Here is a 23,521-nt window from a genome sequence, read left to right on the forward strand (position 1 = left end):
TCTACTTGGCAGAAGTTTAAAATGTATATAACTTTATGAAAGTTATTTTCGGTAGGTAGTATGAATCGAAGAGATCCCAGATCCATTTTTTTTAGTATTTTGACTGCGGTCTTGTTATTACAGAGCTGCCTGACTTCTTCTGCAAATATCCAGGATTATAAGGAGCATTTTATAGGAAATAATCCTCGCGATCTTTCGTCTGAAATTCCAAAGGGAAAAGTAAGAGCAGTATTTTTAGGTACAAGTTCAATTCTCTTAGATGATGGAGAGACCCAGATCTTAACGGACGGTTTCTTCTCCAGGCCTTCTCTTTTTAAAACTATGTTCTCTAAAATTTCTTCTGACGAGCAAGAGATTAAATACATTATGCTACTTGCAGGCATTAAACGTTTGAAGGGGATCTTTGTATGTCATTCTCATTATGATCATTCTATGGATTCTCCTTTTATCGCTAAGGAGACAGGAGCAAAATTGTACGGTTCTCTTTCCACAATCCAGATTGGAAAAGGAGGAGGACTCCCTGAAGAACAATTATCATTATTCCAACCTGGCAAAAAAATCCAGATAGGTAAGTTTAAGATCACGGTACTAAATTCAAAACATACTCCTCCATTTAAAATTTTAGGAAAAACAAATGCCGCAGATCCGAATCGACCAGATTTAACGGAAGCACTATCCCAACCTGCTAAGGCAGAAGATTATATAGAAGGCGGGACTTATGATTTCTTAGTCGAGCATGGGAAAAATTCCATCCTGATTAAAGGTAGTACAAATTATATAGAGAACGCTTGGGAAGGTTTGAAGGCAGATGTTCTATTTTTAGGGGTTGCGATGCTCGGAAAACAAGAAGAAGGATTTAAGTCAAAGTATTACGAAGAAACCGTTACAAAAACTTCTCCCAAGATAGTGGTTCCTGTGCATTGGGATAATTTTTTTAAACCTTTGACTGAACCATTAGAACCTAACTTAAGTTTGGGAGACGATGTAAAAACCGGAATGGAATTCATGATACAAAAAACCTCTCAAGATGGGATCCAATTCAAGATCCTGAGAGGATTTGAGAGCATTCTGTTATTTTAATATACTGGTCTCGTAAAGATCAAGGCGGCTATGCTATATGGAAGAAGAGGATACGATGGAAAAAGTTTTAGAATATTTAGAACCTTATGGCCCGGATCTTAAAAACGGATTAAGTAATCACGCTCCTATGGCTTGCGAGGCATTGCTCACAATGGGCAAGAGGGAGAGTGTTTTTCCTTGGTTAGAAAGATACGGAAATCAGTTCCTAGAAAAAAAGAAGCCCAGGAATAAAATTTATAGCGGTGACTGGAAAGACTTCTTAGGAATGCCGGACACTTATCCTGAGTGGGAGAACTTTTTTAATTCTGAGTTAGAAGAAGGCTCTTGGCAAAAAACTGTCTCTGAATGGGCGGTCAAACTTGCTCCTGGGATTTGTGCGGATGCTACTCATGGAGTAATTCGAACCGGACATGCAGTCAGAAGTTTAACTAGAAAGGAATCAAGACGAAGGAGAAGAGAACTTGCTTCTGGGTTAGCAGTTTGGGCTTCCGCTTACTTGGAATTACCTACTTCTTTTGATTCTTTACTAGGCTTGCAGCCGGAAGACGCCATACAAAAGGTAGACTTTGTTCCAGAAGAATCCAAAAGTTTTGAAGGAACTATCGTTTCTTCTCTGCAAGGGTTAGGAGATTTCGATCATTTTTCGACTGTAATTGGATATCTAGGTGTATCTCAACAACCGGAAGAGATCATCTCAGGTTTATCGGAAGGATTTTCCAGAGTAGTTCTTAATAATGTGGAGGATAATCTTTCTGCGATCGTCTTCGTACACTCCGTGACGAGTGTTTCTGCTCTTAGGAGTATTTTACCTTTTTTGAATGAACATGAAAAAAAATCAGTCCTGAGATACTCCTGGCAATCGGGGGCGGCCTTATTTTCTGCCTTTGGTAAAAAGATAAATCTAGAACTTCCTGAAAGATTAGAAAACGAATCCAGAGAAGAAATGATCGAAAGGGCGATCGAACACGGAGATGAGCATGCAATTAAATTTACGGAAGTTTGTTTGAAGGAGTATGAATTCAACCCGTCACCCGCTTATTACGCTGCTGCTCGCTTAGCTAGGAAATTTTTGGAACCATTATCCAAATAAATGAATTGGAGATCCTTTCTATACTTCGATTTTTCTCCCGATGAATTTTCCAAATTTTTGCATCCTAACATTTTCATTCTATAGGAAAGTCGTCTAACAAGAACGTAAATTGCAGGAAATACAAATGGAGATTAAGATATGAGTATCCTAGGATTGGTTTCAGTTACAACGACTCGAGCGCAAAACATATTTCGATTTATCTTGGGCGCTTTTTTATTCACGGCAGGAGTCGGTCATTTAACTTGGCAAAGGACGGAGTTCTTAGCCCAGGTCCCGAATTGGTTGCCAATGGATGGGGACTTAGTGGTAGTTCTTTCCGGTATCGTAGAAATTGCTCTCGGCCTTTCTTTAATTTTATTATATAAGATCAAAGCGGATATAGGATGGATCGTTGCCTTATTCTTCGTTTTGATCTTTCCAGGGAATATCTCCCAATATGTAAACGGGATTAATGCATTTGGGCTGAACTCAGATATGTCTAGAGGGATTCGCTTATTTTTCCAACCGGTCCTGATTGCTTGGGCCTTATGGTCTACAGGTGCCTGGACAGCATGGAAAAACCGTTCCTAATTGAAGTCCGGAACAAGATCATTTTTTGCTAATAAAGCATAGTCCTGAAAGTTAGATTTACTCTTGGTTGTTTAATCGATTTGGTTTTAGGAAGACTATGGTGCCAAGATTCTTGGGCTCCTTTCATAACCAATAAACTTCCATGCTCTAATATTAAGGAAATCTTTTCCTTCGTGGACTTATGCTTGAAGTAGAATTTTCTCTCTGCTCCAAATGATAGAGAGGCAATTGTGGAGTTTTTCCCCAATGCCTTTTCATCATCACTATGCCATGCCATTCCTTCTTCTCCATTATTGTATAAATTGAGTAAGCAGGAATTAAATTTGGTTCCGGTAATTTCTTCGGTTAAACTTTTTAAAACAGAAAGTTCTTTTGTCCAAGCTAATGCTTTTTTAGTCGTGTTCGAATAAGTATATTCGTAGTTAGAGTCTCCATACCAGGCAACTTTTCTTTTGGTAACAATATGTTTCCCGAAAATAATCGCCTCGTCGTTTTTCCAGGGAATATCTTCGAGTAAAATTTTTAAGAAACTATCAGCTGAATTGCCAGCAAGGATCGTTCCGTAATAAGTAACTACCCCGTCCTTGGGTAATTGGTTTCGAAGTTTTTCCGACTCAAACAGTTCCATGTTTCCAAACTTTATATTTTTCTTTTAAACAATGCCCACAAGGTCGAAATCCTAAACTAATCGCTTCTTTCTCTGAGGAAAAGAAGATACGATTTTCTTTCTTCATCCTTTTGCCTGATTCGCAAGAAAGAGTTCCGTAAATTTTTAGTTTTAAATTCCCAGCGAAATCTAATTTCCTTTTTCGGATCAAAGACCTTAACTCTTGTGGTTGAAGTTCTAAATGAAGAAACATCAAGATACCACGTAATGAAAGATTGCACCTAAAGTGTGCCTATTTCCATTACCCCAGTTCAATTTTGAAAAGCCTGGGTTCACAGATCATTCCTATTGACAAGGTCTGTTTTAGCGGCTTCCCAACCGATCATTGCAACTTTACGGGAATCTCCCCAATGGTATTCTCCAAACTCGCCGGAAGCACGGATCACTCTATGGCAAGGGATTAGGAATGCCACGGGGTTATTCCCGATTGCTGTTCCTATCGCTCTGGTGGCCTTAGGATTTCCCATTTGTTCCCCAATCTGTCCGTAAGTGGAAAGTTTTCCCATAGGAACTTTTAAAAGAGTTTCCCATACCTTGAGCTGGAACTCTGTTCCTTTTAGATGTAATTTGATCTTACCTAATTGACTCCAATCGTGAGAGAATATAAACAAAGCGTTTTGTTGGATCATGTCCACGGTTTGATTATAAGTCGCGTTTGGAAAAATGGACTTTAGATCTTGGAATACCTTCTTCTCACTTTCGAAAAATGAAATATAACAAATTCCTTTTGGAGTAGAAGCTACAAGCAATTTGCCAAAAGGAGACTCTGCATAACTATAGTTAATGGAAAGATCTTTTCCACCGTTCTTATATTCTCCAGGAGTCATTCCTTCTAGATTGATAAATAGGTCGTGTAACCTTCCTGTTCCGGAAAGTCCTGAATCTAAGGCGGTATCTAGTAATGAGGAACCTGTCTCTTTCAGTAAACCTTTTGCATATTCCAAAGTAGTGTATTGCAAAAACTTCTTCGGACTTACTCCCGCCCAATCTGTAAACATTCTTTGAAAATGATGAGGGCTGAGTTTAAGTTTGCTTGCGATATCTTCTAAGCTTGGTTGTGTTTTGAAATTTTTGCGAAGATAGAAGATCGCATCCGCTATCCGATTAAAGTCGGTTGTTTCTTGTCCTTTCATGGTTTTGGAGTATAGTTAAGAAAGAGATAACTCGAAACCCGATACTTGCTATTTGTAGCAGAAATTCCAGCTATTTTAAAAGATCTTCTCCTTTCTTGATTTTAGCTAAAACAAGGCTTGACGATCCATTGTTTCCGATCCATTTTTAGACAAATGTCACATATTGTGACATTTGGGACAAAGGGATATGGGAACAAGGGAACAAACCAGAGAACTTGTCTTAGAAGCCGCGGAGTCCCTGTTTTTGGCCAAAGGACTCCTGGATGTTTCCATGGAAGACATTGCGGCCAAAGCATCTTGTACTCGAAGGAATTTGTATCGTTACTTCGATACAAAAGAAGCGCTTAGTATAGAAGTTCTTAGAAAACTTCTCGCACCTTGGAATGATTTCCAACTCCAAACTTTTGAGAAACTCAGAAGTTCCGATCTTTCCGGAAGGGAAGAGTTTGTTTCCTTTCTCAAAACACTCGCGAAATATTTAGAAACTCATAAACCTTTACTTCGTTTTACAGCAGAGTTCGATTTTGTGTTCAGAGAGAGAAGTTCATTTCAATTGGATGCCTCTTCCGAAGAGTCATTGTTCGCAGAGTTTCAATTCACCGAAAAACTCATTATACAAATTTTAGAAAAGGGAGAAGTAGATGGAAGTCTTAAAATTCCTTCTTCCTTTGCAATACTAGTTCCAACAATTACAACAGTTCTTTGGGGCCTCGGACAAAGAGTTGCTCTTAGAGAAACTCTGATCCCAAGAGAATTCGGTGTGAACGGGATGGAACTAGTACAAACACAAATAGATCTATTGGTGCTTGCTTTAGAAACGAAAGATAGCATTGGAGAAAAGAAGGAGAATTAACATGACTAAAAGTTTCGAACTTCCTAAGGATTTTTTATTAGGTTCTGCAACTGCAGCAACACAGATAGAAGGTGGAGATATTTATAATAATTGGTATGCTTGGTCTCTCATCGGAAAAGTTGGAAATGGAGAATCTTCCATCACTGGAGCGGATCATTATAATCGATATGTAGAAGATATAGAACTTCTTTCTCAGCTTCACCAAGAATGTTATCGAATGAGTATAGAGTGGAGTCGAATAGAACCTAAACAAGGTGAATGGTCAAAGGAAGGAGTGGAACATTATCGTGATGAATTCCAAAGGCTGATCAAAGCCGGGATCAAACCACTTGTAACTCTTCACCATTTTTCTTGCCCTCAATGGTTTCAGGAAAAAGGGGGATGGCTTTCTAAAAACGCAGTTGAAGACTTTATTCGATTCGTGGACTTCTCAGCTAAAAATTTTGGAGATTTGGTTTCAGAATGGTGCACTATCAATGAACCGAACGTATTTGCAAACGATAGCTATATGGATGGCAAATATCCTCCCGGCAGTCACGGCGATATTGCGGCTTACATGAAGGTTACCAAAAACCTTATCATCACTCATTTAAAATCTTATAAACTGATTCACAAGATCCGGAAGGAGCTTGGTTTTACGGGAGAAACAAAAGTAGGATTTGCTCATCACCTTGCAGTATTTGAACCTTTTAATTCTCATCCGCTCGCTAGGCTTGGTCGCTTCTTGAGTGATTATCTTTTTCATGAGATCCATACAAAAGGTTTCGTAGAAGGTAAACTTTGTTTTCCTGTAGGATTCGGTTATCCGGAAGGGAAGGGGATCTTCTGTGATTTTTTTGGGGTCAATTATTATTCCAGACATCTATTCAAGGCCAGTTATAATCCTGGAAATCTATTCGCTACTCCGGTAGTAGATCCAAGTATTCAAGATTCAGAGAAGAATGATCTTGGCTGGGAAATTTATCCGGAAGGTCTTTACAAGGTTTGCCACCGTGTATGGGACAAATATAAACTTCCCATCTATATCACAGAGAATGGGATTCCGGATGAGAAAGATGAGAAAAGAGAAAAATATATAGTAGATCATCTTTATCAGATCAGACGACTTCTGGATGAAGGTGTGAAAGTAGAACGTTATTATCATTGGTCTTTCTTGGATAACTTAGAATGGAACGATGGTTATGGTCCCAGATTCGGTTTGGTTGAAGTGGATTATACCACAATGAAAAGAAAGCCTCGCTTGAGTGCACTTCGTTATGCGGAGATCTGTCGAACTAAGCGGATCGAAAATAGATCAACCTGAGTGAATTTTAATCTGTAGTCGAAATGGATTGCAGGTAATTTTTCATCATGTTCAGAAAGTGACCGGATAATTTCCGGTCGCCTGATCCTTTTAAGAAACCGTAAACTCCTTCGTGAAACATTACGATAAAGGAAGCGGCTTCCTGGGTATTAATATTTTCTAGGATTTGTCCGTTCTCTTTTGCTCTGACTAATTCCTTTTCTAATTCTTGGATCCAAAGTTGAAGAGCGGATTTCAATCGAGTATTGAAACCTTTGTCCACAGGCGACATTTCTTGCATGAAATTATTCAAAGGACATCCATAACGGATCAGATCAGGCTTAATATCGCAGATATGTTTTTGCATCAGATCCAGAATACCTAACAAAGGATTCTTATAATCTTGGAGCGGGCGGATCCACCGGTCTATGATCAGGGGTCGTATAACTTCTTCTACCACTGCGTAACCCAAAACAAACTTGCTGGGAAATTGATGGTAAAATGCTCCCTTACTTAGATCAGTTTCCTTTACTATATCGTCCATGCTCGTGGCTTGGAAGCCCGACTGAAAGAACTTCAGAAAAGCAGTGTATAAAATCTTTTCTCTGGTTTTCTGCAGATCTCTGGTTTTGGGGAGTTGTTTTACCGCCTGCTTCTTCATTTGTTTAAAGCCGAATCTATCCTACTAAGTAAGTTATTTTCCCGAATTTCGCAACAAAAAAGGATTCCGCAAAATATTTTTCTTGTAACATACTAATTAGTATGTTAATGAGATTTATCTGTTCGCAAAATATTAAGCGTCGGAAAAAATCTTTTGGATAATCGTATGTTATCGATCAATTTAATCTCAGTTGTATTGGCGACTCTTGCCGCTATGGTTTTAGGGTTTCTTTTGCACGGGCCCATCCTTGGCAAAGTATGGATGAGGCTCGCGAATATCGTGCCCACCGGAAATGAAAAGTTTTCAGACATGCTTCCGAATTTATTTTGGAACCTCGTAGCAAACTTTGTGACCGCCTATGTGATTGCCGTTATCTATCTGTTCGCTTCTCCGTCTCCTTATTTGGCAGGCGAGGGTATTTGGAGAGGAGTGATTTGTGCTCTTTGGCTCTGGATCGGTTTCGTAGTGACCTCGAGTTCCATGGAAGTGATTTGGATGGGAAGAAAGCTCGGCCTTTGGTTATTCGAGTGTGGATGCTCCTTTCTTGTGATGTCGGCTATGGGAGCGATTATCGCAGCCTATTAAAACTGAGTGGTCGATCGGACAAATATCCATGTGAGCTTTGAGAATTGACTTACATGTTCATCGAGGAACGAATGGATTTTCGATCGACTGATAATGAATCCACCATTCTTAAATCCGGGAATATTTGCGCATATTGATGCGGGCAAAACTACACTCTTAGAAAGAATCTTATTTGAGACTGGCAAAATTACTGCGCCGGGTAGAATTGAAGAAGGCACCACCGAATCCGATTATCTTCCGGAAGAGATAGAAAGGGGAATTTCTATCCAGTCCACAGTTGCCAGGATCCCTTATCCAAATTCAGAAAAGCCTCGTGTCATTCTGCAGTTCGTGGATAATCCAGGGCATCTTGACTTTCAATCCCAGGCAAACGCTTCTCTACTTGTTTCCGATTTCGGTCTCGTTCTTATCGATTCATTCGAAGGATTAAAATCCCAGACCTTCCAAAATGTGGAAGCTCTTAGAAAGTCAGGAAAACCAATATTATTTTTTCTAAATAAACTAGATCGCCCAGGTGCTGATATTCTTTCTCCTCTCGTGGACCTGGAAGTTGCCTTAGGAAAAGAGCCCATTCTTCTGTTTAAAGAAGACGGAACTATTCCTGTATTAAAGGGAGAAGGTGAGGAGTCGGAGTTCCTACCATTGATAGAATGGGACCATGGACTTTCTGAAGAATATCTCAAGAATCATGAGCTTCTTCCTGAGCTTGCTGCTAAAGGATTGGTGAAAGGCTTTTGGGAGGGGAAAATTTTTCCAGTGCTTGGAGGGTCTGCTCTGCAGGGACTTGGTGTTCCGGAATTGCTTACTTACTTAGAAATACTCGCACAAGGAAAACCTTCTCCGCTTTTCCCTAATGAACAAACTGGTATTGCATTCAAAAGAGAAATCCATCCTGAACTTGGAAAACTTCTCCATTTTCAAACATTGGCACCTATCAAAGTCGGTGATTTCTTCCTGCTTGGAGAAACGAGACATAAGGTAGAGAATCTATATCGAATTTCTGCAAGAGACTATGAAGAAGTTTCTTCTGGAGAAGCCGGAGAACTTCTCGCAACCACATCTCTTTTGGATTGGATCCCGGGAGAAATTCTTTCGAGACATAATACTGAAAACAAAACCCTTTTAACTCCGATCAGAAAACAATTTCAGATCTTAATAGAACCGGAAAAAGAAGAAGATCGACAGGAGCTTTGGGACCGCTTGCAAGATCTCGCCTGGTTGGATGAAGCAGTAAGTGTAGATATTCTCTCCGAAACTGGACAATTCCGTTTATCAGGCACCGGTGAGTTGCACTTAGAGATCTCTCTTTCGCGATTGAAGGAGTCTTTTTCGAAAAGCTTTCAAACGAGCGGAATCAAGGTTGCAAGATTTGCTCTATGGAAAAATTTGGTTCAAAAGGTCGCATTTCAGCATACCGCGTTCGATCAAAAGATCTCGAGCGGTCAGGTGCTCGCGTCCTTGGAAAGTTCTCACAACTTTTCCAAGGGAGTGCGGTTTAATGTTCAGCTAGCTGATCCAATCAAAGAGGCGATAACATCCGCGTTTACGGAAGTCACCGCCCGGGGAATAGACGGAGAAGAAGTTCTCGGTCTTCAAATGATTGTCGAAGGTTATGAGTCTCCAAGTGAGACAAAATCTTTCGATCTTTCTTCCCTGATCAAAGTAGCTGTCATCAAAGGTTTAAAGGACATAATTCCGAATCATTCGGTTTTCATTGGTCCCCTTTCTGAGATAGAGATTCTTACACCGAATCAATATCTCGGAGACATATTAGCCAGTTTGGCTAAGAGGGACGCGAAGATTCGTAAGGTCACTGAGTTGACCGAAGGGCGTCATTTGATCCAGGCAAGCGCTTCTACGCAAAACTTGCTTGGCTTTAGCGGTGTCCTTAGAAATATGGCACAGGGAAGGGGCGTCCTGTCTTTGGACACCCTTTTCGACTTTGATAACCATTCTGTATTGTTTTAACAAACAAGTCTGTATTCAGATTTGTTAATAAAGTAAGGAGTTAAAAACGCTATGGCTAAGGAGAAATTCGACAGGTCCAAACCACACTTAAACGTTGGTACAATCGGACACGTTGACCATGGAAAAACCACGCTAACGGCAGCAATCACCACTACGCTTGCAAAAGTATTGGGTGGAAAAAACAAAGCCGTAGCGTACGACCAAATCGATAACGCACCTGAGGAAAAAGCTCGTGGTATCACCATCGCTACTTCTCACCAAGAGTATGAGACTGCAAATCGTCACTATGCTCACGTAGACTGCCCAGGTCACGCTGACTATGTTAAAAACATGATCACTGGTGCTGCTCAGATGGACGCTGCGATTCTAGTTGTATCTGCAACTGACGGACCAATGCCTCAAACGAAAGAGCATATCCTGCTCGCTCGTCAGGTAGGTGTTCCTTACATCATCGTATTCATCAACAAAGCGGACATGCTTGCAGCTGATGAGCGTGAAGAGATGATCCAAATGGTTGAGATGGACGTTCGTGACTTGTTAAACAAGTACAACTTCCCTGGTGATGAAACCCCAATCATTTACGGATCCGCTCTTAAAGCTCTTGAAGGCGACGAGTCTGAGTTAGGAGCTCCATCTGTAGTTAAGTTAATGGAAGCTCTGGACACTTACGTTCCGAATCCAAAACGTATCGTTGACAAACCTTTCCTAATGCCAGTAGAGGACGTATTCTCTATCACTGGTCGCGGAACTGTTGCAACCGGAAGAGTAGAGCAAGGAACTTTGAAAATCAACGACGAAGTTGAAATCGTTGGTGTTCGTCCTACTACTAAAACCGTTGTTACCGGTATCGAGATGTTCCGTAAACTTTTAGATTCCGCAGAAGCTGGAGACAATATCGGTGCTCTTCTTCGTGGAACTAAAAAAGAAGACATCGAGAGAGGACAGGTTCTTGCTAAGCCAGGATCAATCACTCCTCACAAAAAATTCAACGCGGAAGTTTACGTTCTTACTAAGGACGAAGGTGGACGTCACACTCCATTCTTCAATAACTACCGTCCACAGTTCTATTTCAGAACTACTGACATCACTGGCGTCTGTAACCTGCCTAATGGTATGGAAATGGTAATGCCTGGTGACAACGTTACAATGAGCATCGAGTTGATTCACCCGATCGCTATGGACAAAGGTCTTAAATTCGCGATTCGCGAAGGTGGAAAGACTATCGGTTCTGGCGTAGTGGCTGAGATCACCGAGTAAGAGTAAGGGAATGGCTGGCCAAAAGATCAGAGTAAAGCTTAAAGCTTTCGATCATAAGTTGATCGACCAATCAACTTACGAGATCGTTGCGACTGCCAAAAGGACCGGAGCTACTGTCTCCGGTCCGATTCCTCTTCCAACGAAGAAGGAAATATACACAGTCCTCCGTTCTCCACACGTTAATAAAAAATCAAGAGAGCAGTTTGAGATGAAAACTCACAAAAGGCTCATAGACATTCTGGACACCAACGAAGACACAGTTGAAGCTTTAATGAAGCTACAACTCCCAGCAGGTGTTTCAGTGGATATTAAATCCTAAGGGAAGAAGAAATGGCAAAGGGATTAATCGGTAAAAAGATAGGGATGTCCCAAATCTTCGACGAGCAAGGAAACATGATTCCTGTAACCGTCTTAGAGGTAGGTCCCTGCGCAGTTTCCCAAGTCAAGTCCGTAGCTACGGACGGTTACGACGCGATACAATTAGCTTTTCAGGATGATAAAGAAAAACACCTGACCAAATCTGAAGTTAAACATTTGGCAAAAGCTGGACTAACTCCTAAGAGAGTGTTGAAGGAATTCCGGAATTTCGGCGAAGAGCCGGCTGCAGGCGCAGAGCTAAAAGCTCAAGATGTGTTTGCTGTTGCGGATATTGTAAAAGTTACAGGAACCAGCAAAGGTAAAGGTTTCCAAGGTGTTATCAAAAGATACGGACACCATGGTGGACCAGGAGCTCACGGTTCTCGTTTTCATAGACATCCAGGATCCATGGGATCCAACACCACTCCAGGTAGAGTATTCAAAGGTCGTAAATTACCGGGCCGTATGGGCTTCGATACAAAGACTATATTGAATCTGAAAGTAGTTCGTATTCACGAAGCAGAAAATTTGGTTTTTGTAAGCGGATCCGTTCCGGGACCTGCAAACTCCATCATTACTATTGAGAAGATATAAAGACCGCGGTTAGTCATGAAAGCACAGAAGTATTCAAAAGAAGGAAAACTGCTCTCGGAAATCGAACTTCCTGCATCGTTGTTCGAATCCAAGTATAGCAGTGGCGCGATTTACGACGCCATCAAAGCGGAGAATGCTAACCTTCGCTCCGGGAATCATCATACCAAAACTCGCTCGGAAGTTTCCGGCGGTGGTAAAAAGCCTTGGTCCCAAAAAGGAACTGGTAGAGCTCGTCAAGGTTCTATTCGTGCTCCTCACTGGGTGGGCGGTGGTACTGTTCACGGACCTCGCAAGAGAGATTATTCATATAACGTTTCTCCAAAAGTAAAACGTAGAGCGGTTCTTTCCGTTTTGAATAAGAAAGCTCAAGACGCGGTCATTAAAGTAGTAGAAGATCTGGATCCAAAAGAATTCAGTACTAAAGCATTCTCTACTTTATTCAGCAATATCGGATTAAAGAACACTGGAGTGATCGGATTCTTAGTAGGTGGAGAGAATGACTTCCTTAAAAAGTCAGTTCGAAACATTCCTACTGTAAAATACATCAACTCTAAACGTATCGCGGTTCGTGACATTCTATATAATAGAAATCTTGTAATCACCGAAGGTGCTTTGGGAGAAATTCTCAAACATTACGGAGAAGGAAAATGAATCTTAACGAAGTTATCTTATCTCCAATCATCACTGAGAAGTCCCAAGACCTGGAGACTATCGGTGAGAAAGCCGGTAAAAGAACCGTAAAATACACTGTGGAAATCCATCCTAGAGCGAACAAAACTCTAGTGAAGGAAGCTTTCCGCAAAATTTACAATGTAGTACCTTCTTCCGTAAACATCCAAGTGTATCGCGGAAAGATAAAAAGATTCCGTCATCTACCTGCTCCTAAAGCTCATTGGAAAAAAGCAATCGTGACTTTCCAAGACGGAGCGAGCATCGACTTCGGAAAGGAAGCATAAGAAATGGGAATTAAAAAGTTTAAACCCGTTACTGCCGCCAGCCGTTTTAAATCGGTATTAACCTTCGAGGAAATCACCGAAACAGAACCGTATCGCCCTTTAACGATCAGCTTAAATTATAAAGCAGGTCGCGGAGAAGGTGGTAAAATTGCGGTTCGCAGAAAAGGCGGAAGAGTAAAACGCAAATATCGTATCATCGACTTCAAACGTCGCAAGGTGGGAATTACTGCTACAGTTAAAACTGTAGAATATGATCCGTACCGTTCGGCGTTTATTTCTCTCGTTAGTTACTCTGACGGAGAATACGCTTATATCCTAAATGCTGAAGGCATGAAAGTTGGAGACAAAGTTTCCAATGGAGAAGCGGCTGAAATCAAAGTTGGAAACGCACTTCCGCTCGGAAAAATTCCACCAGGCACTAACGTGCATAACGTGGAATTGAAAATTGGAAGAGGCGGACAAATAGCTAGAACAGCAGGATCTTTCGCTACTATCGCAGGTAGAGACGGAGAATACGTTCTTCTTAAACTTCCAAGTTCCGAAGTTCGTAAAGTTCACCAGAACTGCTACGCGACTGTAGGAATTTGCAGCAATAGAGATCATAACCTTGTTTCCATCGGTAAAGCTGGTAGAAACAGATGGTTGGGAAAACGTCCTAAGGTCAGAGGGGTTGTAATGAACCCAGTTGATCACCCACATGGTGGTGGTGAAGGGCGTACTTCTGGAGGACGTCACCCAGTGACTCCTTGGGGTATTCCAACTAAAGGATACAAAACTCGTCGTAGGGCTAAACCTTCTGACAAGTTCATTATCCAGAAGAGAAAGGGAAATAGGAGCAGGTAATCATCATGAGATCTTCTAAAAAAGGTCCGTTCATCGACAGTCACCTCATGAGCAAGGTGATCAAGCTGAACTCTGAAAACCAAAAGAAACCGTTTAAGACCTGGTCTCGTAGAAGTACGATTTTCCCGGACATGATCGGACATACCATCATGGTTCATAACGGAAACAAATTTATCCCTGTTTTCATCAATGATAACATGGTAGGACACAAGTTGGGAGAATTCGCTCCGACTCGTACTTATCGTGGTCATGGAAACACTGATAAAAAGGCGGCTAAGAAATAATGGAAGCCGTAGCAATCGCAAGATTTATTAGAATGTCTCCTCGTAAGCTTCGTCTTGTTGCGGATGAAATCCGTGGATACGAAGTTGCTGAGGCTCTGGATATTCTTAAATATACTAATAAGAGAGCGATCGAGCCGATCTTCAAACTTATCAAATCCGCTTCTGCAAACGCAGTTGTGAAAAGTGATAATGCTGATCCAGGCAAGATGTTCATTAAAAAGATCCTGGTGGACGAAGGCCCAATTCTTAAACGCTTCCGTCCTCGTGCTCGCGGTAGAGCAGCAAGGATCCGTAAGAGAACCAGCCACGTTACAGTGGTAATCTCGGATTAATAGGGGAAATCATGGGACAGAAAGTTAACCCAATCGGACTTCGTATCGGAATTACCCGCGGATGGGATTCCATCTGGTTCTCGCAAGCAGACTACAAAAAGAACCTGCACGAAGATATTAGAATTCGTAGATTTATCCAAGGCCGTTTTAAAGAAGCTGGCGTTGTAAAAGTTGTAGTGGAGCGTTTTCCTGAGAAGATCAACGTTAACCTTCACACTGCTAAGCCAGGTGTGGTAATCGGTAAAAACGGAGCGAATATCGAAGCCGTTAAAAAAGTCCTTAAGACTATGACCGAAAAACCTCTGAATCTTAACATTATCGAAGTTAAGAAACCTGAGACTATCGCGCAATGTATCGCTGAGTCTATCGCGATCCAAATTCAAGAGCGTCAACCGTTCCGTCGTGTGATGAAACAAGAACTTCGTCGTGCAATGAGAGGCGGAGTAGAAGGAATTAAGATCCTTATCTCCGGACGTTTGAACGGAGCGGATATGGCTCGTCGCGAAGGTTATCGTGAAGGAAGAATTCCTCTTCATACCCTTAGAGCGAAAATCGATCTAGGATTCCGTGAAGCAAGCACCACTTTCGGACAAATCGGAGTGAAAGTTTGGACTTACACTGGAGACTTCATCAACAGTAAAGAAGAGTCCGAAGAAGATAAATACGCCGTTAAAAGAAGGACCAACTGATCGTCTCTGATGATCCAAAGGTAAAAAACGATGTTATCACCTAAAAGAGTTAAGTTCAGAAAAAGACAAAGGGGCCGCTTGAAAGGAAACGACGAGCGTGGTTCCAAAGTGTCCTTCGGAGAGTTCGGTCTTAAAGCCGTTACTTCCGGACGTTTGACTGCAAGACAGATCGAGGCAGCAAGGATCACCATCAACCGCCAAGTAAAAAGAGGCGGGAAATTATGGATTAGGATCTTCCCTCATTTACCTATTACTAAAAAACCAGCGGAAACTCGTATGGGTAAAGGTAAAGGTAACCCTGAATTCTGGATCGCAGAGATCAGACCTGGTAGAGTTTTATTCGAAATGAGCGGAATCGATGAAGCGACCGCTAAAAAAGCTTTGGATTTGGCTGCTTATAAACTGCCTGTTCAAACTGAATTCGTGAAGAGGTCTACGCTGTGAAAAAGATCAAACTCGCAGAGTTGAAAGACGCAGAAATTTTAGCACAATTGGAAGATGCTTACAAAATTATTCGTACAGCACGTTTCCAATACGGAGTGGCTCGTTCTTTGGAAAACCCGAAGGTGATTACTAATGCGAAGAAGAAAATCGCACGCCTTCTAACTATCCAAAAGAACAGAGAGTTAGCTGCGAAGTCTGGTACTACTAAGGCTAGACGATATTCGAGAGCTACACGCAAGACACAAGCTTTAGCAAAATCTAATGCTTCTGCTAAGAAAGTAGCTAAAGGAACGAATTGATTATGGAAACTGCAAAGAAGCACATAAAAAAATCACTTCTTAGCGAAGGTAAAGTAGTGAGCACTGCTATGGACAAAACCCTAGTGATGCTTGTAGAGGCTCGTAAGACTCACCCTAAGTTTAAGAAGATCGTTCGTAGAACCGTTAAAATGAAGGTTCATGACGAAAAGAATGAATGCCAAGTAGGAGATAGAATTCTGGCGATTGAAACCAGACCTCTATCCCGTGAAAAGCGTCACCGTCTATTTAAGATCGTAGAAAAGGCAAAGTAAGATGATCCAACAGGAAACCATCCTCCAAGTCGCCGATAACTCCGGAATCAAAAGAGTTATGTGTATCAAAGTCTTAGGAGGCTCTAAAAAACGTTACGCCTCCGTAGGAGACGAGATCATCGTCGCCGTTAAAGACGCACAACCTGCTTATGGGTTAAAGGATTCCACGGGGAAAAAGGTCCATAACAAGGCCGTTCAACGCGCAGTAGTCGTCAGAACTAAGAAAGAAATCCGTCGTCCAGATGGTTCTTATATTCGTTTCGATGATAACGCAGTCGCAATTATCGACGACAAAGGAAACCCGAAAGGGACCCGTATTTTCGGGCCAGTAGCTCGCGAACTTCGCGATAAAAAATACGCTAAGATCATCTCCCTAGCGCCGGAGGTTTTATAATGTCTAAGCTGACGTATCGGGGATCCGAATATACAAAATTCAAATCCGTTCGCCTTCACAAAGATGACGAAGTAGTTGTCATCGCAGGAAAAGAGAAGGGAAAAAGAGGCAAGATCCTAGTAATCGATAAGAAAAGGGATCGTGTAGTAGTAGAAGGACTGAATAAACGTAAACGTTTCTTAAGACCTACCCAAGAAAACCCTCAAGGTGGTATCGTAGAAGTGGAAGCTCCAATGCACATTTCCAACGTAATGTTCTACGACTCCAAGAAGAAGAAGGGAGTTCGTTTGGGCTACCAAGAGAACAAAGGTAAAAAAGTCCGCGTTTCTAAGCCGGAAGGGAAAGAGATCTAAGTCATGGCAGCAGCTAGATTAAGAGATAAATACGGGAAAGAAATCGTTCCCGCTCTTCAGAAACAATTTAACTTCAAGTCCATTATGCAAGTTCCTCGTTTGGAAAAAATAGTTCTGAACGTGGGAATGGGTGAGGCTCATACCAACCCTAAAGCATTGGAAGCGGCAGTAGAAGAACTCGCATTGATCACTGGACAACGTCCGGTTAAGACCAAGGCTAAAAAATCCATCGCAGGATTCAAACTCCGCGAAGGTATGAGTCTCGGTACCACAGTTACATTACGTGGAAACTACATGTATGAGTTTCTAGATCGTTTGGTAAACGTGGCTTTACCAAGGGTGCGTGACTTTAAAGGAGTTTCCGAGAAAGGTTTTGACGGCCGCGGAAACTACAACTTCAGCATCAAAGAACAAATCATTTTCCCAGAGATCAAAGTGGATAAGATCAACACTCTCTATGGAATGAACCTGACCTTCGTAACGAACACCAAGGTAGACGCAGAAGCTTATAGCCTTCTCGCTGCTTTCGGTATGCCGTTCCGGAACCTGAGATAAGGAGCCCGCAATCATGGCTAAGACCTCTTTAATCGAAAGACATAAGAAAAAAAAGAAATTCAAAGTAAGGGTTCACAATCGTTGCCCACTTTGCGGACGCCCTCGCGGTTACCTAAGAAGATTCGACATGTGCAGAATTTGCTTCCGGAAGCTTGCTAGCCAAGCTCAAATCCCGGGAGTAGTTAAGGCATCTTGGTAAGGAGGACATTATAATGAGTTTATCTGATCCAATCGGTGATATGCTGACCCGCATTCGTAATGCTGGTCGTGCGAAACATGAAAGTTGTGTGATTCCAGGAAGTAAGATCAAACGTTCTATTCTGGAGTTATTAAAAGAAGAAGGATTTATCAACGGCTATGAGCCGGTGACTAACGGAAGTTTCGAAGATTTCAAAGTTGCTTTGAAATACGATGTAACTAAAAGACCTGTGATCCGCGAGTTAGTTCGTGTATCTAAACCTGGTCGTAGAGTTTACATGAAAAGCGAAGAGATCCGCCCGTATAAAAACAATATGGGAACTATGATTCTCTCTACTTCCAAGGGAGTTATGACCGGCAAAAAAGCTAGGAAATTACGCGTAGGAGGAGAGGTTATCTGTAAACTCTCTTAAGAGTAACGGAAACTTATAAAGACCTATGTCCAGGATTGGAAAAGCAGAAATCAAACTTCCGGATAAAGTGGAAGTAAAGCAGGACACTACTGTAATTAGAGTGAAAGGTCCTCTAGGTGAGTTACAAACTCCTATTTTTGCAGGAATCTCTCTGAAAAACGAGGGTGGAACTGTAAAATTAGAAAGATCCAGCGAAGAGCAAAACGTTGTAGCTCTTCACGGATTGACCCGCGCTCTTCTTATGAACAGCGTAAAGGGTGTGACCGCTGGTTGGGAAAAAAACCTGGAGATCACAGGGGTTGGTTATCGTGCTGCTAAGCGCGGTGAAGATCTGGTGATGAACCTTGGATATTCCCACGAGGTTGTTTACAAGGCTCCTAAAGGAATTAAGATCGAAGTCATTGAACAAGTGAAGATCAAAATTTCCGGAATCGACAAACAGCTAGTCGGACAAGTTGCGGCGGATATCCGTTCTAAGAGACCTCCTGAGCCTTATAAAGGTAAAGGGATCAAGTACAACGACGAATTTATCAAGAGAAAGGCCGGAAAAACCGGTAAGAAGTAAGGCCATGATTAATAAACTGAAAAAAATCGCAGCCAAACGCAGAAGAGCAGAGCGTTCCAGATTCAAACTGAGACAATCTAGCTCTCGCCCTAGATTGGTATTCAATAAATCCAATCGTTATCTTTCCTGCCAGATCGTAGATGATGGCCAAGGAACTACTTTGGTAGCTGCTTCTACTTTAGAAGCTACTTTTGGTGGCAAAAGCCGCAAAGATAAAGAAGCTGCTAAAGCTTTGGGAAAAGCGATCGGAGAGAGAGCCGCTTCTAAAGGTGTGAAGGTAGTTATGCTGGATCGTTCCGGAATGATCTACCACGGAAGAATCGCGGCTTTCGCGGACGCGGCTAGAGAAGCAGGACTGGAGTTCTAATAATGGCATACGAACAAGATCAAGAACAGAAAGAGTTTAACGAGAAGGTCGTAAAGATCGATCGTGTTGCTAAAGTTGTAAAAGGTGGACGTCGTTTCTCCTTTAACGCTCTGACAGTAGTTGGAGATGCAAAAGGTAAAGTAGGGATCGGATTCGGTAAAGCGAACGAGGTTCCAGACGCGATCCGTAAATCCATCGAGTCTGCTAAGAAGAATTTGGTGAAAATCCAATTCAGAGGACATACCATTCCTCATGAAGTGATCGGAAAATTCAAATCGGCAAGAGTGATTCTAAAACCGTCTACTGCGGGAACTGGAATCATTGCTGGTGGATCCGTTCGTTCGGTAGTGGAGAAGGTTGGAATCCAAGATATTCTTAGCAAATCTTGGGGTTCTTCGAATCCAGTAAACATCGTAAAGGCGACTCTGGACGCTCTTCAACAATTGGAGACTCCGGTATTAGCAGCTCGTAAAAGAGGAATCACTCTGGCTCGTCTTTTCGGAAACGACGTAGGATAATAAACATGGAAACCGTAATCGTTACTCAGATCAAAAGTAATATCGGGATTAAAAAAGGCCAGAAGCTAACTCTGGCTGCTTTGGGACTCCGTAAAACCGGACAACAAAGAAAACATACTCTAACTCCGCAGGTGAAAGGAATGATCAATGACGTTCAACACCTGGTCCGAGTCGAAAAGGCGTAATTAGGTAAGGGAAATGAGTAAAGAAAGAATTAAGGCTGCCCTAGCGTTCGGAAAGGAGCGCGAAGAAAAGGGAGATAAGCCAGCAGGGAACATCATTCCAGTTCCAGCAGGTTCTACTAAGAACAAAAAACGTTTAGGTCGTGGTATCGGTTCCAAAACCGGTAAAACTGGGGGCCGCGGATCCAAAGGACAGTATGCTCGTAATACCGTTCGTAGAGGATTCGAAGGTGGGCAGATGCCTATCCACAGAAGACTCCCAAAACGCGGATTTACTTCTATTTTTCATAAGGATTTCTTCCCAATCAACCTCAGAGACATAGAGAAAAGCGGGTTGACCGGCAACATAGATGCCAAAATTATGGTTGAATCGAAGATTCTTGATAAAGAGAGCTCTCTTTTCAAGATTCTGGGAACCGGTGAGATCACAAAAGCCGTGCATATAGTAGCGGATGGATTCTCCGCTTCTGCTAAGGAAAAGATAGAGAAAGCAGGCGGTTCCATTAAACTTCGCTCAGAATTAGCTTCTAAAGAAGCTTAATCCGAGTCGTTTTTCGACCGTTTGGAAGACCGATTCTTTTATGTTTATAGAGGGACTCAATGTTTGAGTCCCTTTTGCCCGAAAGGGGAATGACCAAGGACTAAGGAAAGAGAACAAAGCCGCATGCTGACTTCGATTGCAAATATTTTCAAAATTCCAGAGTTGAGGAACAAGGTTTTCTTTACTCTTGGCATGCTCTTACTCTTCCGTCTTGGAACTCATATTACCATCCCAGGTATCGATCCTAAAGTAGTTTCCGCAATCGCTCTAGATGCAAATGCAGCCGAAGGTCTTGTAGGAATGTTCGATATGTTTGCGGGAGGAGCTCTTCTGAACTTCTCCATTTTCGCATTAGGGATCATGCCTTATATTTCTTCTTCCATCATTATGCAGTTAGTGATGGTTCTTGTTCCTTCTTTACAAAAACTCCAAAAAGAAGGAGAAGAAGGTCGTAAGAAGATCAGCCAATATACTAAGTACGGAACTATCCTACTTTGTGGAGTTCAGTCTTTAGCGGTTATCCGTTTGGCTCAACGTTGGTCTTACGGAGCAGACAATGCGCCTGCTCTTCACCCGGGACTCATCCACTCTTCTGTTGAATCTTGGTTCTTCTTTATCGCTTTATTATCCATTACAACTGGAACAGTTCTTTTGATCTGGTTAGGTGAGCAAATCACTGAGAGAGGGATCGGTAACGGAATTTCTCTTTTGATCTTTGCCGGTATCGTAGGACGTCTTCCAGTTTCCGTAGCTCAGTTGTTCCGTGAGAACTTCGTAGACGGACTGAACATTATCATCCTTCTTCTTTTATTCATTCTACTCATCGCGTTAACTGTTCTTCTTACCCAAGGTGTCCGTAAGGTTCCTTTACAGTACGGAAAACAAATGGTGGGAAGAAAAATGGTCCAAGCTAAGTCTCAAAGCATTCCTTTCAAAGTGAATGGCGCGAGCGTAATGCCGATCATATTCGCTTCTTCTTTATTACTTTTTCCTCAAACAATTATCCAACAGATATCCGAGCTTCCTAACTGGGCGGGTTGGGTTCTTCTATTGGATTATTTGAATCCATTCTCTCAGACTTGGTATCACGCTGCGTTCTATTTCTTCGTGTATATTGCGCTAATCGTGTTCTTTGCATATTTCTATACTGCAATCCAATTCAATCCGGGAGAACTTGCGGAGAATCTTCGTAAGTATAATGGATTCATTCCTGGGATTCGTCCAGGTTCTCATACTAAGGAATATATTGAGAAGGTCCTAAACAGGATCACTCTTCCTGGTGCAGTTTTCTTAGCAGGACTTGCATTAGCTCCTTATATCATTATTCGTTTCTTGAATTTAGGGACTAACTCCGGTGGTGGATCCTTGGTTTACACTTTCGGTGGAACTTCTCTACTCATCATGGTAGGGGTGGCTTTGGAAACTCTGAAACAATTAGAGTCTCAATTGCTTATGAGAAACTATGATGGTTTCTTGAAAAAAACTAAAATCAAGGGAAGGTCATAAGAAAATGAATTCCATCATTTTCATGGGCCCTCCGGGTGCTGGTAAAGGCACCCAAGCAAAGATTCTTTGCGACACTTTGGGAATCCCTCAGATCTCTACAGGAGATATTCTGAGAGCGGCTGTTAAAAATGGTACCCAAATGGGATTAGAAGCAAAGAGATACATGGATGCCGGAGATCTAGTTCCGGATTCAGTTGTTATTGGCATTATCAAAGATCGTTTGGTTGAACCTGATTGCAAAAACGGATTCTTATTGGATGGATTTCCAAGAACTGTAGAGCAAGCTGATGCATTGGATAAAATCCTAAGCACAGAAGGTTTGAAAATCAAAAGAGCGATCAATCTAGAAGTTCCTGATCAAGAACTTCTGGAACGTTTATTAAAACGTGCAGAAATCGAAGGTCGTTCCGACGACAACGAGACTACGATCAAGAGTCGTTTGGAAACTTATAACAAGAAGACTCTTCCATTATTGGACTACTATGCTGCAAAAGGAAATCTCTCCCGTGTAAACGGAGTGGGGAACTTGGATACAGTCACAAAACTGATCGAGAAGGAGTTAGCTTAACTTGGCGAAAGAAGATGCAATCACCGTGGACGGTACCGTTTTGGAACCTCTCCCAAACGCAATGTTCCGGGTTGAACTGGAAAATGGTCATAAAGTTTTGGCCCATATTTCCGGTAAAATGAGAATGCATTATATCAGGATCCTTCCAGGCGACAAAGTCACCGTGGAACTTTCTCCTTACGATTTGACCAAGGGTAGGATTACCTACCGCAAAAAATAGGAACACGTTATGAAAGTAAGAACTTCCGTAAAAAAAATCTGCACTAGCTGCAAAGTTATCAGAAGAAAAGGTGTGATCAGAGTGATCTGCACCAACCCTAAACACAAGCAAAGGCAAGCATAATCATGGCTCGTATCGCAGGTATCGATCTTCCAAGAGAAAAAAGAATCGTTGTTGGTCTGACCTATATTTTTGGTATCGGCCGATCTACTTCTCGCAAACTTCTCGCGAAAGCGGGAGTTGATGAGGCAATCCGAGTGAAAGACTTAACTGACACTCAAGAAGCTGCTCTCAGAAAAGCGATCGAAGAAAGTATCAAGGTAGAAGGAGATCTTCGCTCCGAAAACCAACTCAATATCAAAAGATTGATGGATATCGGATGTTACAGAGGCCTGCGTCATAGAAGAGGTCTTCCAGTTCGCGGTCAAAGAACCAGAACAAATGCCCGTACTCGTAAGGGTGTTAAGAAGACCGTTGCCAATAAGAAGAAGGTGACTAAGTAATCATGGCTGAAGATAAAAAAGGCAAAAAAGAGAAAAAGGTTAAGAAGAAGGAGAAAAAGGTCGTTCCTCGTGGAAAGGTCTATATCACCGCTTCTTTTAACAATACCATTATCACTATCACTGACTTAGCGGGAAACACTCTGTCTTGGTCAACTGCTGGTGCAATGGGTTTCCGTGGATCCAAAAAATCTACTCCATATGCGGCTCAGATCGCTGCGGGAAATGCTGCCGAGAAAGCAATCGATTCTACCGGTTTAGCTGAAGTAGATGTTCTGGTTTCTGGCCCAGGTATCGGACGCGAATCTGCAATCCGTTCCTTAGTAGCTAGAGGACTTTCTATTAAGATGATTAAGGACGTTACACCTTTACCTCATAACGGTTGTCGTCCACGTAAGAGAAGAAGGGTTTAAGGTAGGAATAAT

At 42.0% G+C, this 23,521-nt stretch carries 39 protein-coding genes; 35 read left to right on the forward strand and 4 right to left on the reverse strand.

Going from position 1 to position 23,521, the window contains the following annotated elements; genetic code table 11:
• The first annotated feature begins 60 nt into the window (after positions 1-60).
• The 3 genes from B1C82_RS14270 (at position 61) to B1C82_RS14280 (ending at position 2,740) form a co-directional block, all read left to right on the forward strand.
• Positions 61-1,080 carry an MBL fold metallo-hydrolase gene (locus B1C82_RS14270; RefSeq protein WP_086448187.1) on the forward strand — a complete coding sequence of 340 codons (1,020 nt, stop codon included), beginning with the start codon at positions 61-63 and terminating at the stop codon, positions 1,078-1,080.
• A gap of 37 nt (positions 1,081-1,117) precedes the next feature.
• Positions 1,118-2,170, forward strand: a complete 1,053-nt coding sequence (locus B1C82_RS14275) for a questin oxidase family protein (protein ID WP_086448188.1) — start codon at positions 1,118-1,120, stop codon at positions 2,168-2,170.
• Positions 2,171-2,308: 138 nt separating this feature from the next.
• Positions 2,309-2,740 carry a DoxX family protein gene (locus B1C82_RS14280; protein ID WP_086448189.1) on the forward strand — a complete coding sequence of 144 codons (432 nt, stop codon included), beginning with the start codon at positions 2,309-2,311 and terminating at the stop codon, positions 2,738-2,740.
• Positions 2,741-2,768: 28 nt separating this feature from the next.
• On the opposite strand, the gene B1C82_RS14285 is transcribed toward B1C82_RS14280, so the two are convergent.
• From B1C82_RS14285 to B1C82_RS14295, 3 genes are all read right to left on the reverse strand, one after another.
• The gene (locus B1C82_RS14285; protein WP_086448190.1) at positions 2,769-3,368 is read right to left on the reverse strand and encodes an alpha-ketoglutarate-dependent dioxygenase AlkB family protein; all 600 of its coding nucleotides are present in this window, start codon (positions 3,366-3,368) and stop codon (positions 2,769-2,771) included.
• Positions 3,355-3,600 carry an Ada metal-binding domain-containing protein gene (locus B1C82_RS14290; RefSeq protein WP_086448191.1) on the reverse strand — a complete coding sequence of 82 codons (246 nt, stop codon included), beginning with the start codon at positions 3,598-3,600 and terminating at the stop codon, positions 3,355-3,357. Before B1C82_RS14290 ends, B1C82_RS14285 begins: the two co-directional genes overlap by 14 nt.
• Positions 3,601-3,679: 79 nt before the next feature.
• Entirely contained in the window at positions 3,680-4,540 is an 861-nt protein-coding gene (locus B1C82_RS14295; protein WP_086448192.1) for a methylated-DNA--[protein]-cysteine S-methyltransferase, read from the reverse strand.
• Positions 4,541-4,727: 187 nt separating this feature from the next.
• Between B1C82_RS14295 and B1C82_RS14300 the strand changes: the two genes are divergently transcribed.
• Positions 4,728-5,393 carry a TetR/AcrR family transcriptional regulator gene (locus B1C82_RS14300; RefSeq protein WP_086448193.1) on the forward strand — a complete coding sequence of 222 codons (666 nt, stop codon included), beginning with the start codon at positions 4,728-4,730 and terminating at the stop codon, positions 5,391-5,393.
• 1 nt (position 5,394) lies between these two features.
• Complete coding sequence (locus B1C82_RS14305; protein WP_086448194.1) at positions 5,395-6,696, forward strand: glycoside hydrolase family 1 protein; 1,302 nt, start codon at positions 5,395-5,397, stop codon at positions 6,694-6,696.
• A 7-nt stretch (positions 6,697-6,703) separates the two neighbouring features.
• Here the strand turns inward: B1C82_RS14305 and B1C82_RS14310 are convergent, their stop codons facing one another.
• Positions 6,704-7,336, reverse strand: a complete 633-nt coding sequence (locus B1C82_RS14310; protein ID WP_086448195.1) for a TetR/AcrR family transcriptional regulator — start codon at positions 7,334-7,336, stop codon at positions 6,704-6,706.
• Between the two features lie 165 nt (positions 7,337-7,501).
• Here B1C82_RS14310 and B1C82_RS14315 point away from each other — a divergent pair, with 165 nt between their 5' ends.
• The 30 genes from B1C82_RS14315 to rpsK all read left to right on the forward strand — a co-directional run bounded on the left by B1C82_RS14315 (position 7,502) and on the right by rpsK (position 23,509).
• Positions 7,502-7,921, forward strand: a complete 420-nt coding sequence (locus B1C82_RS14315) for a DUF1761 domain-containing protein (protein ID WP_086448196.1) — start codon at positions 7,502-7,504, stop codon at positions 7,919-7,921.
• Between the two features lie 93 nt (positions 7,922-8,014).
• The gene (locus tag B1C82_RS14320) at positions 8,015-9,889 is read left to right on the forward strand and encodes an elongation factor G-like protein (protein ID WP_086448197.1); all 1,875 of its coding nucleotides are present in this window, start codon (positions 8,015-8,017) and stop codon (positions 9,887-9,889) included.
• A gap of 51 nt (positions 9,890-9,940) precedes the next feature.
• Positions 9,941-11,146, forward strand: coding sequence for an elongation factor Tu (tuf, locus tag B1C82_RS14325; RefSeq protein ID WP_086448198.1), 1,206 nt, complete (start codon positions 9,941-9,943; stop codon positions 11,144-11,146).
• A gap of 10 nt (positions 11,147-11,156) precedes the next feature.
• A complete protein-coding gene (gene rpsJ, locus B1C82_RS14330; protein ID WP_008593919.1) occupies positions 11,157-11,465 on the forward strand; it encodes a 30S ribosomal protein S10 in 309 nt (102 codons plus the stop codon).
• A gap of 11 nt (positions 11,466-11,476) precedes the next feature.
• On the forward strand, positions 11,477-12,097 hold the full coding sequence (rplC, locus tag B1C82_RS14335; protein WP_086448199.1) for a 50S ribosomal protein L3: 621 nt from the start codon (positions 11,477-11,479) through the stop codon (positions 12,095-12,097).
• Positions 12,098-12,112: 15 nt separating this feature from the next.
• The gene (rplD, locus tag B1C82_RS14340; protein WP_086448200.1) at positions 12,113-12,748 is read left to right on the forward strand and encodes a 50S ribosomal protein L4; all 636 of its coding nucleotides are present in this window, start codon (positions 12,113-12,115) and stop codon (positions 12,746-12,748) included.
• On the forward strand, positions 12,745-13,053 hold the full coding sequence (locus B1C82_RS14345) for a 50S ribosomal protein L23 (protein WP_086448201.1): 309 nt from the start codon (positions 12,745-12,747) through the stop codon (positions 13,051-13,053). The genes rplD and B1C82_RS14345 overlap by 4 nt, the downstream gene beginning before the upstream one ends.
• 3 nt (positions 13,054-13,056) lie before the next feature.
• A complete protein-coding gene (gene rplB / locus B1C82_RS14350; RefSeq protein ID WP_086448202.1) occupies positions 13,057-13,896 on the forward strand; it encodes a 50S ribosomal protein L2 in 840 nt (279 codons plus the stop codon).
• Between the two features lie 2 nt (positions 13,897-13,898).
• Complete coding sequence (gene rpsS, locus B1C82_RS14355; protein ID WP_024863921.1) at positions 13,899-14,180, forward strand: 30S ribosomal protein S19; 282 nt, start codon at positions 13,899-13,901, stop codon at positions 14,178-14,180.
• Positions 14,180-14,512, forward strand: coding sequence for a 50S ribosomal protein L22 (gene rplV / locus B1C82_RS14360; RefSeq protein ID WP_086448203.1), 333 nt, complete (start codon positions 14,180-14,182; stop codon positions 14,510-14,512). Before rpsS ends, rplV begins: the two co-directional genes overlap by 1 nt.
• 11 nt (positions 14,513-14,523) lie before the next feature.
• Positions 14,524-15,201 carry a 30S ribosomal protein S3 gene (rpsC, locus tag B1C82_RS14365; protein ID WP_086448204.1) on the forward strand — a complete coding sequence of 226 codons (678 nt, stop codon included), beginning with the start codon at positions 14,524-14,526 and terminating at the stop codon, positions 15,199-15,201.
• A 30-nt stretch (positions 15,202-15,231) separates the two neighbouring features.
• The gene (gene rplP / locus B1C82_RS14370; protein WP_008593851.1) at positions 15,232-15,645 is read left to right on the forward strand and encodes a 50S ribosomal protein L16; all 414 of its coding nucleotides are present in this window, start codon (positions 15,232-15,234) and stop codon (positions 15,643-15,645) included.
• The gene (rpmC, locus tag B1C82_RS14375) at positions 15,642-15,944 is read left to right on the forward strand and encodes a 50S ribosomal protein L29 (protein ID WP_086448205.1); all 303 of its coding nucleotides are present in this window, start codon (positions 15,642-15,644) and stop codon (positions 15,942-15,944) included. The genes rplP and rpmC overlap by 4 nt, the downstream gene beginning before the upstream one ends.
• Positions 15,945-15,946: 2 nt before the next feature.
• Positions 15,947-16,216 (forward strand): 30S ribosomal protein S17, encoded by a 270-nt coding sequence (rpsQ, locus tag B1C82_RS14380; RefSeq protein WP_008596401.1) that lies wholly within the window; start codon positions 15,947-15,949, stop codon positions 16,214-16,216.
• 1 nt (position 16,217) lies between these two features.
• Positions 16,218-16,610 carry a 50S ribosomal protein L14 gene (gene rplN, locus B1C82_RS14385; RefSeq protein ID WP_008596038.1) on the forward strand — a complete coding sequence of 131 codons (393 nt, stop codon included), beginning with the start codon at positions 16,218-16,220 and terminating at the stop codon, positions 16,608-16,610.
• A complete protein-coding gene (gene rplX / locus B1C82_RS14390; RefSeq protein WP_086448206.1) occupies positions 16,610-16,963 on the forward strand; it encodes a 50S ribosomal protein L24 in 354 nt (117 codons plus the stop codon). The genes rplN and rplX overlap by 1 nt, the downstream gene beginning before the upstream one ends.
• A gap of 3 nt (positions 16,964-16,966) precedes the next feature.
• Positions 16,967-17,518: a 50S ribosomal protein L5 gene (gene rplE / locus B1C82_RS14395; RefSeq protein ID WP_086448207.1), complete on the forward strand. Its 552-nt coding sequence runs from the start codon at positions 16,967-16,969 to the stop codon at positions 17,516-17,518.
• Between the two features lie 13 nt (positions 17,519-17,531).
• Complete coding sequence (locus B1C82_RS14400; RefSeq protein ID WP_010513640.1) at positions 17,532-17,717, forward strand: type Z 30S ribosomal protein S14; 186 nt, start codon at positions 17,532-17,534, stop codon at positions 17,715-17,717.
• Between the two features lie 13 nt (positions 17,718-17,730).
• The gene (gene rpsH, locus B1C82_RS14405) at positions 17,731-18,129 is read left to right on the forward strand and encodes a 30S ribosomal protein S8 (protein ID WP_008594088.1); all 399 of its coding nucleotides are present in this window, start codon (positions 17,731-17,733) and stop codon (positions 18,127-18,129) included.
• Between the two features lie 25 nt (positions 18,130-18,154).
• Positions 18,155-18,694 (forward strand): 50S ribosomal protein L6, encoded by a 540-nt coding sequence (gene rplF, locus B1C82_RS14410; RefSeq protein ID WP_086448208.1) that lies wholly within the window; start codon positions 18,155-18,157, stop codon positions 18,692-18,694.
• Positions 18,695-18,698: 4 nt separating this feature from the next.
• Positions 18,699-19,061, forward strand: a complete 363-nt coding sequence (gene rplR / locus B1C82_RS14415; RefSeq protein WP_086448209.1) for a 50S ribosomal protein L18 — start codon at positions 18,699-18,701, stop codon at positions 19,059-19,061.
• A 2-nt stretch (positions 19,062-19,063) separates the two neighbouring features.
• Complete coding sequence (gene rpsE / locus B1C82_RS14420) at positions 19,064-19,579, forward strand: 30S ribosomal protein S5 (RefSeq protein WP_020770439.1); 516 nt, start codon at positions 19,064-19,066, stop codon at positions 19,577-19,579.
• A 5-nt stretch (positions 19,580-19,584) separates the two neighbouring features.
• On the forward strand, positions 19,585-19,764 hold the full coding sequence (rpmD, locus tag B1C82_RS14425; RefSeq protein ID WP_008594182.1) for a 50S ribosomal protein L30: 180 nt from the start codon (positions 19,585-19,587) through the stop codon (positions 19,762-19,764).
• A 13-nt stretch (positions 19,765-19,777) separates the two neighbouring features.
• The gene (gene rplO, locus B1C82_RS14430) at positions 19,778-20,302 is read left to right on the forward strand and encodes a 50S ribosomal protein L15 (protein ID WP_086448210.1); all 525 of its coding nucleotides are present in this window, start codon (positions 19,778-19,780) and stop codon (positions 20,300-20,302) included.
• Positions 20,303-20,425: 123 nt separating this feature from the next.
• The gene (secY, locus tag B1C82_RS14435; protein WP_086448211.1) at positions 20,426-21,808 is read left to right on the forward strand and encodes a preprotein translocase subunit SecY; all 1,383 of its coding nucleotides are present in this window, start codon (positions 20,426-20,428) and stop codon (positions 21,806-21,808) included.
• A 4-nt stretch (positions 21,809-21,812) separates the two neighbouring features.
• Positions 21,813-22,376, forward strand: a complete 564-nt coding sequence (locus tag B1C82_RS14440; RefSeq protein ID WP_086448212.1) for an adenylate kinase — start codon at positions 21,813-21,815, stop codon at positions 22,374-22,376.
• 1 nt (position 22,377) lies between these two features.
• On the forward strand, positions 22,378-22,596 hold the full coding sequence (gene infA / locus B1C82_RS14445) for a translation initiation factor IF-1 (protein ID WP_008595303.1): 219 nt from the start codon (positions 22,378-22,380) through the stop codon (positions 22,594-22,596).
• A gap of 9 nt (positions 22,597-22,605) precedes the next feature.
• Positions 22,606-22,719 (forward strand): 50S ribosomal protein L36, encoded by a 114-nt coding sequence (gene rpmJ, locus B1C82_RS14450; RefSeq protein WP_008594142.1) that lies wholly within the window; start codon positions 22,606-22,608, stop codon positions 22,717-22,719.
• A 2-nt stretch (positions 22,720-22,721) separates the two neighbouring features.
• Positions 22,722-23,099 (forward strand): 30S ribosomal protein S13, encoded by a 378-nt coding sequence (gene rpsM, locus B1C82_RS14455; protein WP_086448213.1) that lies wholly within the window; start codon positions 22,722-22,724, stop codon positions 23,097-23,099.
• Between the two features lie 2 nt (positions 23,100-23,101).
• Complete coding sequence (gene rpsK, locus B1C82_RS14460) at positions 23,102-23,509, forward strand: 30S ribosomal protein S11 (RefSeq protein ID WP_008595617.1); 408 nt, start codon at positions 23,102-23,104, stop codon at positions 23,507-23,509.
• Positions 23,510-23,521 lie beyond the last annotated feature (12 nt).

It is taken from the genome of Leptospira venezuelensis, from assembly GCF_002150035.1.
GTDB classification, from domain to species: domain Bacteria; phylum Spirochaetota; class Leptospiria; order Leptospirales; family Leptospiraceae; genus Leptospira_B; species Leptospira_B venezuelensis.

What these genes read in the sequence shown, in the direction of transcription:
- B1C82_RS14275 (WP_086448188.1), top strand. Translation starts at nt 1,118, where the DNA reads ATGGAAGAAGAGGATACGATGGAAAAAGTTTTAGAATATTTAGAACCT.
- rpmD (WP_008594182.1), top strand. Translation starts at nt 19,585, where the DNA reads ATGGAAACCGTAATCGTTACTCAGATCAAAAGTAATATCGGGATTAAA.
- B1C82_RS14295 (WP_086448192.1), bottom strand. Translation starts at nt 4,540, where the DNA reads ATGAAAGGACAAGAAACAACCGACTTTAATCGGATAGCGGATGCGATC.
- B1C82_RS14315 (WP_086448196.1), top strand. Translation starts at nt 7,502, where the DNA reads ATGTTATCGATCAATTTAATCTCAGTTGTATTGGCGACTCTTGCCGCT.
- B1C82_RS14270 (WP_086448187.1), top strand. Translation starts at nt 61, where the DNA reads ATGAATCGAAGAGATCCCAGATCCATTTTTTTTAGTATTTTGACTGCG.
- B1C82_RS14345 (WP_086448201.1), top strand. Translation starts at nt 12,745, where the DNA reads ATGAATCTTAACGAAGTTATCTTATCTCCAATCATCACTGAGAAGTCC.
- rpsQ (WP_008596401.1), top strand. Translation starts at nt 15,947, where the DNA reads ATGGAAACTGCAAAGAAGCACATAAAAAAATCACTTCTTAGCGAAGGT.
- rplE (WP_086448207.1), top strand. Translation starts at nt 16,967, where the DNA reads ATGGCAGCAGCTAGATTAAGAGATAAATACGGGAAAGAAATCGTTCCC.
- B1C82_RS14310 (WP_086448195.1), bottom strand. Translation starts at nt 7,336, where the DNA reads ATGAAGAAGCAGGCGGTAAAACAACTCCCCAAAACCAGAGATCTGCAG.
- B1C82_RS14400 (WP_010513640.1), top strand. Translation starts at nt 17,532, where the DNA reads ATGGCTAAGACCTCTTTAATCGAAAGACATAAGAAAAAAAAGAAATTC.
- B1C82_RS14440 (WP_086448212.1), top strand. Translation starts at nt 21,813, where the DNA reads ATGAATTCCATCATTTTCATGGGCCCTCCGGGTGCTGGTAAAGGCACC.
- rplR (WP_086448209.1), top strand. Translation starts at nt 18,699, where the DNA reads ATGATTAATAAACTGAAAAAAATCGCAGCCAAACGCAGAAGAGCAGAG.
- rpsM (WP_086448213.1), top strand. Translation starts at nt 22,722, where the DNA reads ATGGCTCGTATCGCAGGTATCGATCTTCCAAGAGAAAAAAGAATCGTT.
- rpsH (WP_008594088.1), top strand. Translation starts at nt 17,731, where the DNA reads ATGAGTTTATCTGATCCAATCGGTGATATGCTGACCCGCATTCGTAAT.
- B1C82_RS14285 (WP_086448190.1), bottom strand. Translation starts at nt 3,368, where the DNA reads ATGGAACTGTTTGAGTCGGAAAAACTTCGAAACCAATTACCCAAGGAC.
- rpsJ (WP_008593919.1), top strand. Translation starts at nt 11,157, where the DNA reads ATGGCTGGCCAAAAGATCAGAGTAAAGCTTAAAGCTTTCGATCATAAG.
- rpsK (WP_008595617.1), top strand. Translation starts at nt 23,102, where the DNA reads ATGGCTGAAGATAAAAAAGGCAAAAAAGAGAAAAAGGTTAAGAAGAAG.
- rplN (WP_008596038.1), top strand. Translation starts at nt 16,218, where the DNA reads ATGATCCAACAGGAAACCATCCTCCAAGTCGCCGATAACTCCGGAATC.
- B1C82_RS14280 (WP_086448189.1), top strand. Translation starts at nt 2,309, where the DNA reads ATGAGTATCCTAGGATTGGTTTCAGTTACAACGACTCGAGCGCAAAAC.
- rplD (WP_086448200.1), top strand. Translation starts at nt 12,113, where the DNA reads ATGAAAGCACAGAAGTATTCAAAAGAAGGAAAACTGCTCTCGGAAATC.
- rplO (WP_086448210.1), top strand. Translation starts at nt 19,778, where the DNA reads ATGAGTAAAGAAAGAATTAAGGCTGCCCTAGCGTTCGGAAAGGAGCGC.
- rpmJ (WP_008594142.1), top strand. Translation starts at nt 22,606, where the DNA reads ATGAAAGTAAGAACTTCCGTAAAAAAAATCTGCACTAGCTGCAAAGTT.
- secY (WP_086448211.1), top strand. Translation starts at nt 20,426, where the DNA reads ATGCTGACTTCGATTGCAAATATTTTCAAAATTCCAGAGTTGAGGAAC.
- B1C82_RS14305 (WP_086448194.1), top strand. Translation starts at nt 5,395, where the DNA reads ATGACTAAAAGTTTCGAACTTCCTAAGGATTTTTTATTAGGTTCTGCA.
- B1C82_RS14320 (WP_086448197.1), top strand. Translation starts at nt 8,015, where the DNA reads ATGAATCCACCATTCTTAAATCCGGGAATATTTGCGCATATTGATGCG.
- B1C82_RS14300 (WP_086448193.1), top strand. Translation starts at nt 4,728, where the DNA reads ATGGGAACAAGGGAACAAACCAGAGAACTTGTCTTAGAAGCCGCGGAG.
- rplF (WP_086448208.1), top strand. Translation starts at nt 18,155, where the DNA reads ATGTCCAGGATTGGAAAAGCAGAAATCAAACTTCCGGATAAAGTGGAA.
- rpsE (WP_020770439.1), top strand. Translation starts at nt 19,064, where the DNA reads ATGGCATACGAACAAGATCAAGAACAGAAAGAGTTTAACGAGAAGGTC.
- tuf (WP_086448198.1), top strand. Translation starts at nt 9,941, where the DNA reads ATGGCTAAGGAGAAATTCGACAGGTCCAAACCACACTTAAACGTTGGT.
- B1C82_RS14290 (WP_086448191.1), bottom strand. Translation starts at nt 3,600, where the DNA reads ATGTTTCTTCATTTAGAACTTCAACCACAAGAGTTAAGGTCTTTGATC.
- rplX (WP_086448206.1), top strand. Translation starts at nt 16,610, where the DNA reads ATGTCTAAGCTGACGTATCGGGGATCCGAATATACAAAATTCAAATCC.
- rplV (WP_086448203.1), top strand. Translation starts at nt 14,180, where the DNA reads ATGGAAGCCGTAGCAATCGCAAGATTTATTAGAATGTCTCCTCGTAAG.
- rplC (WP_086448199.1), top strand. Translation starts at nt 11,477, where the DNA reads ATGGCAAAGGGATTAATCGGTAAAAAGATAGGGATGTCCCAAATCTTC.
- rplB (WP_086448202.1), top strand. Translation starts at nt 13,057, where the DNA reads ATGGGAATTAAAAAGTTTAAACCCGTTACTGCCGCCAGCCGTTTTAAA.
- rpsC (WP_086448204.1), top strand. Translation starts at nt 14,524, where the DNA reads ATGGGACAGAAAGTTAACCCAATCGGACTTCGTATCGGAATTACCCGC.
- rplP (WP_008593851.1), top strand. Translation starts at nt 15,232, where the DNA reads ATGTTATCACCTAAAAGAGTTAAGTTCAGAAAAAGACAAAGGGGCCGC.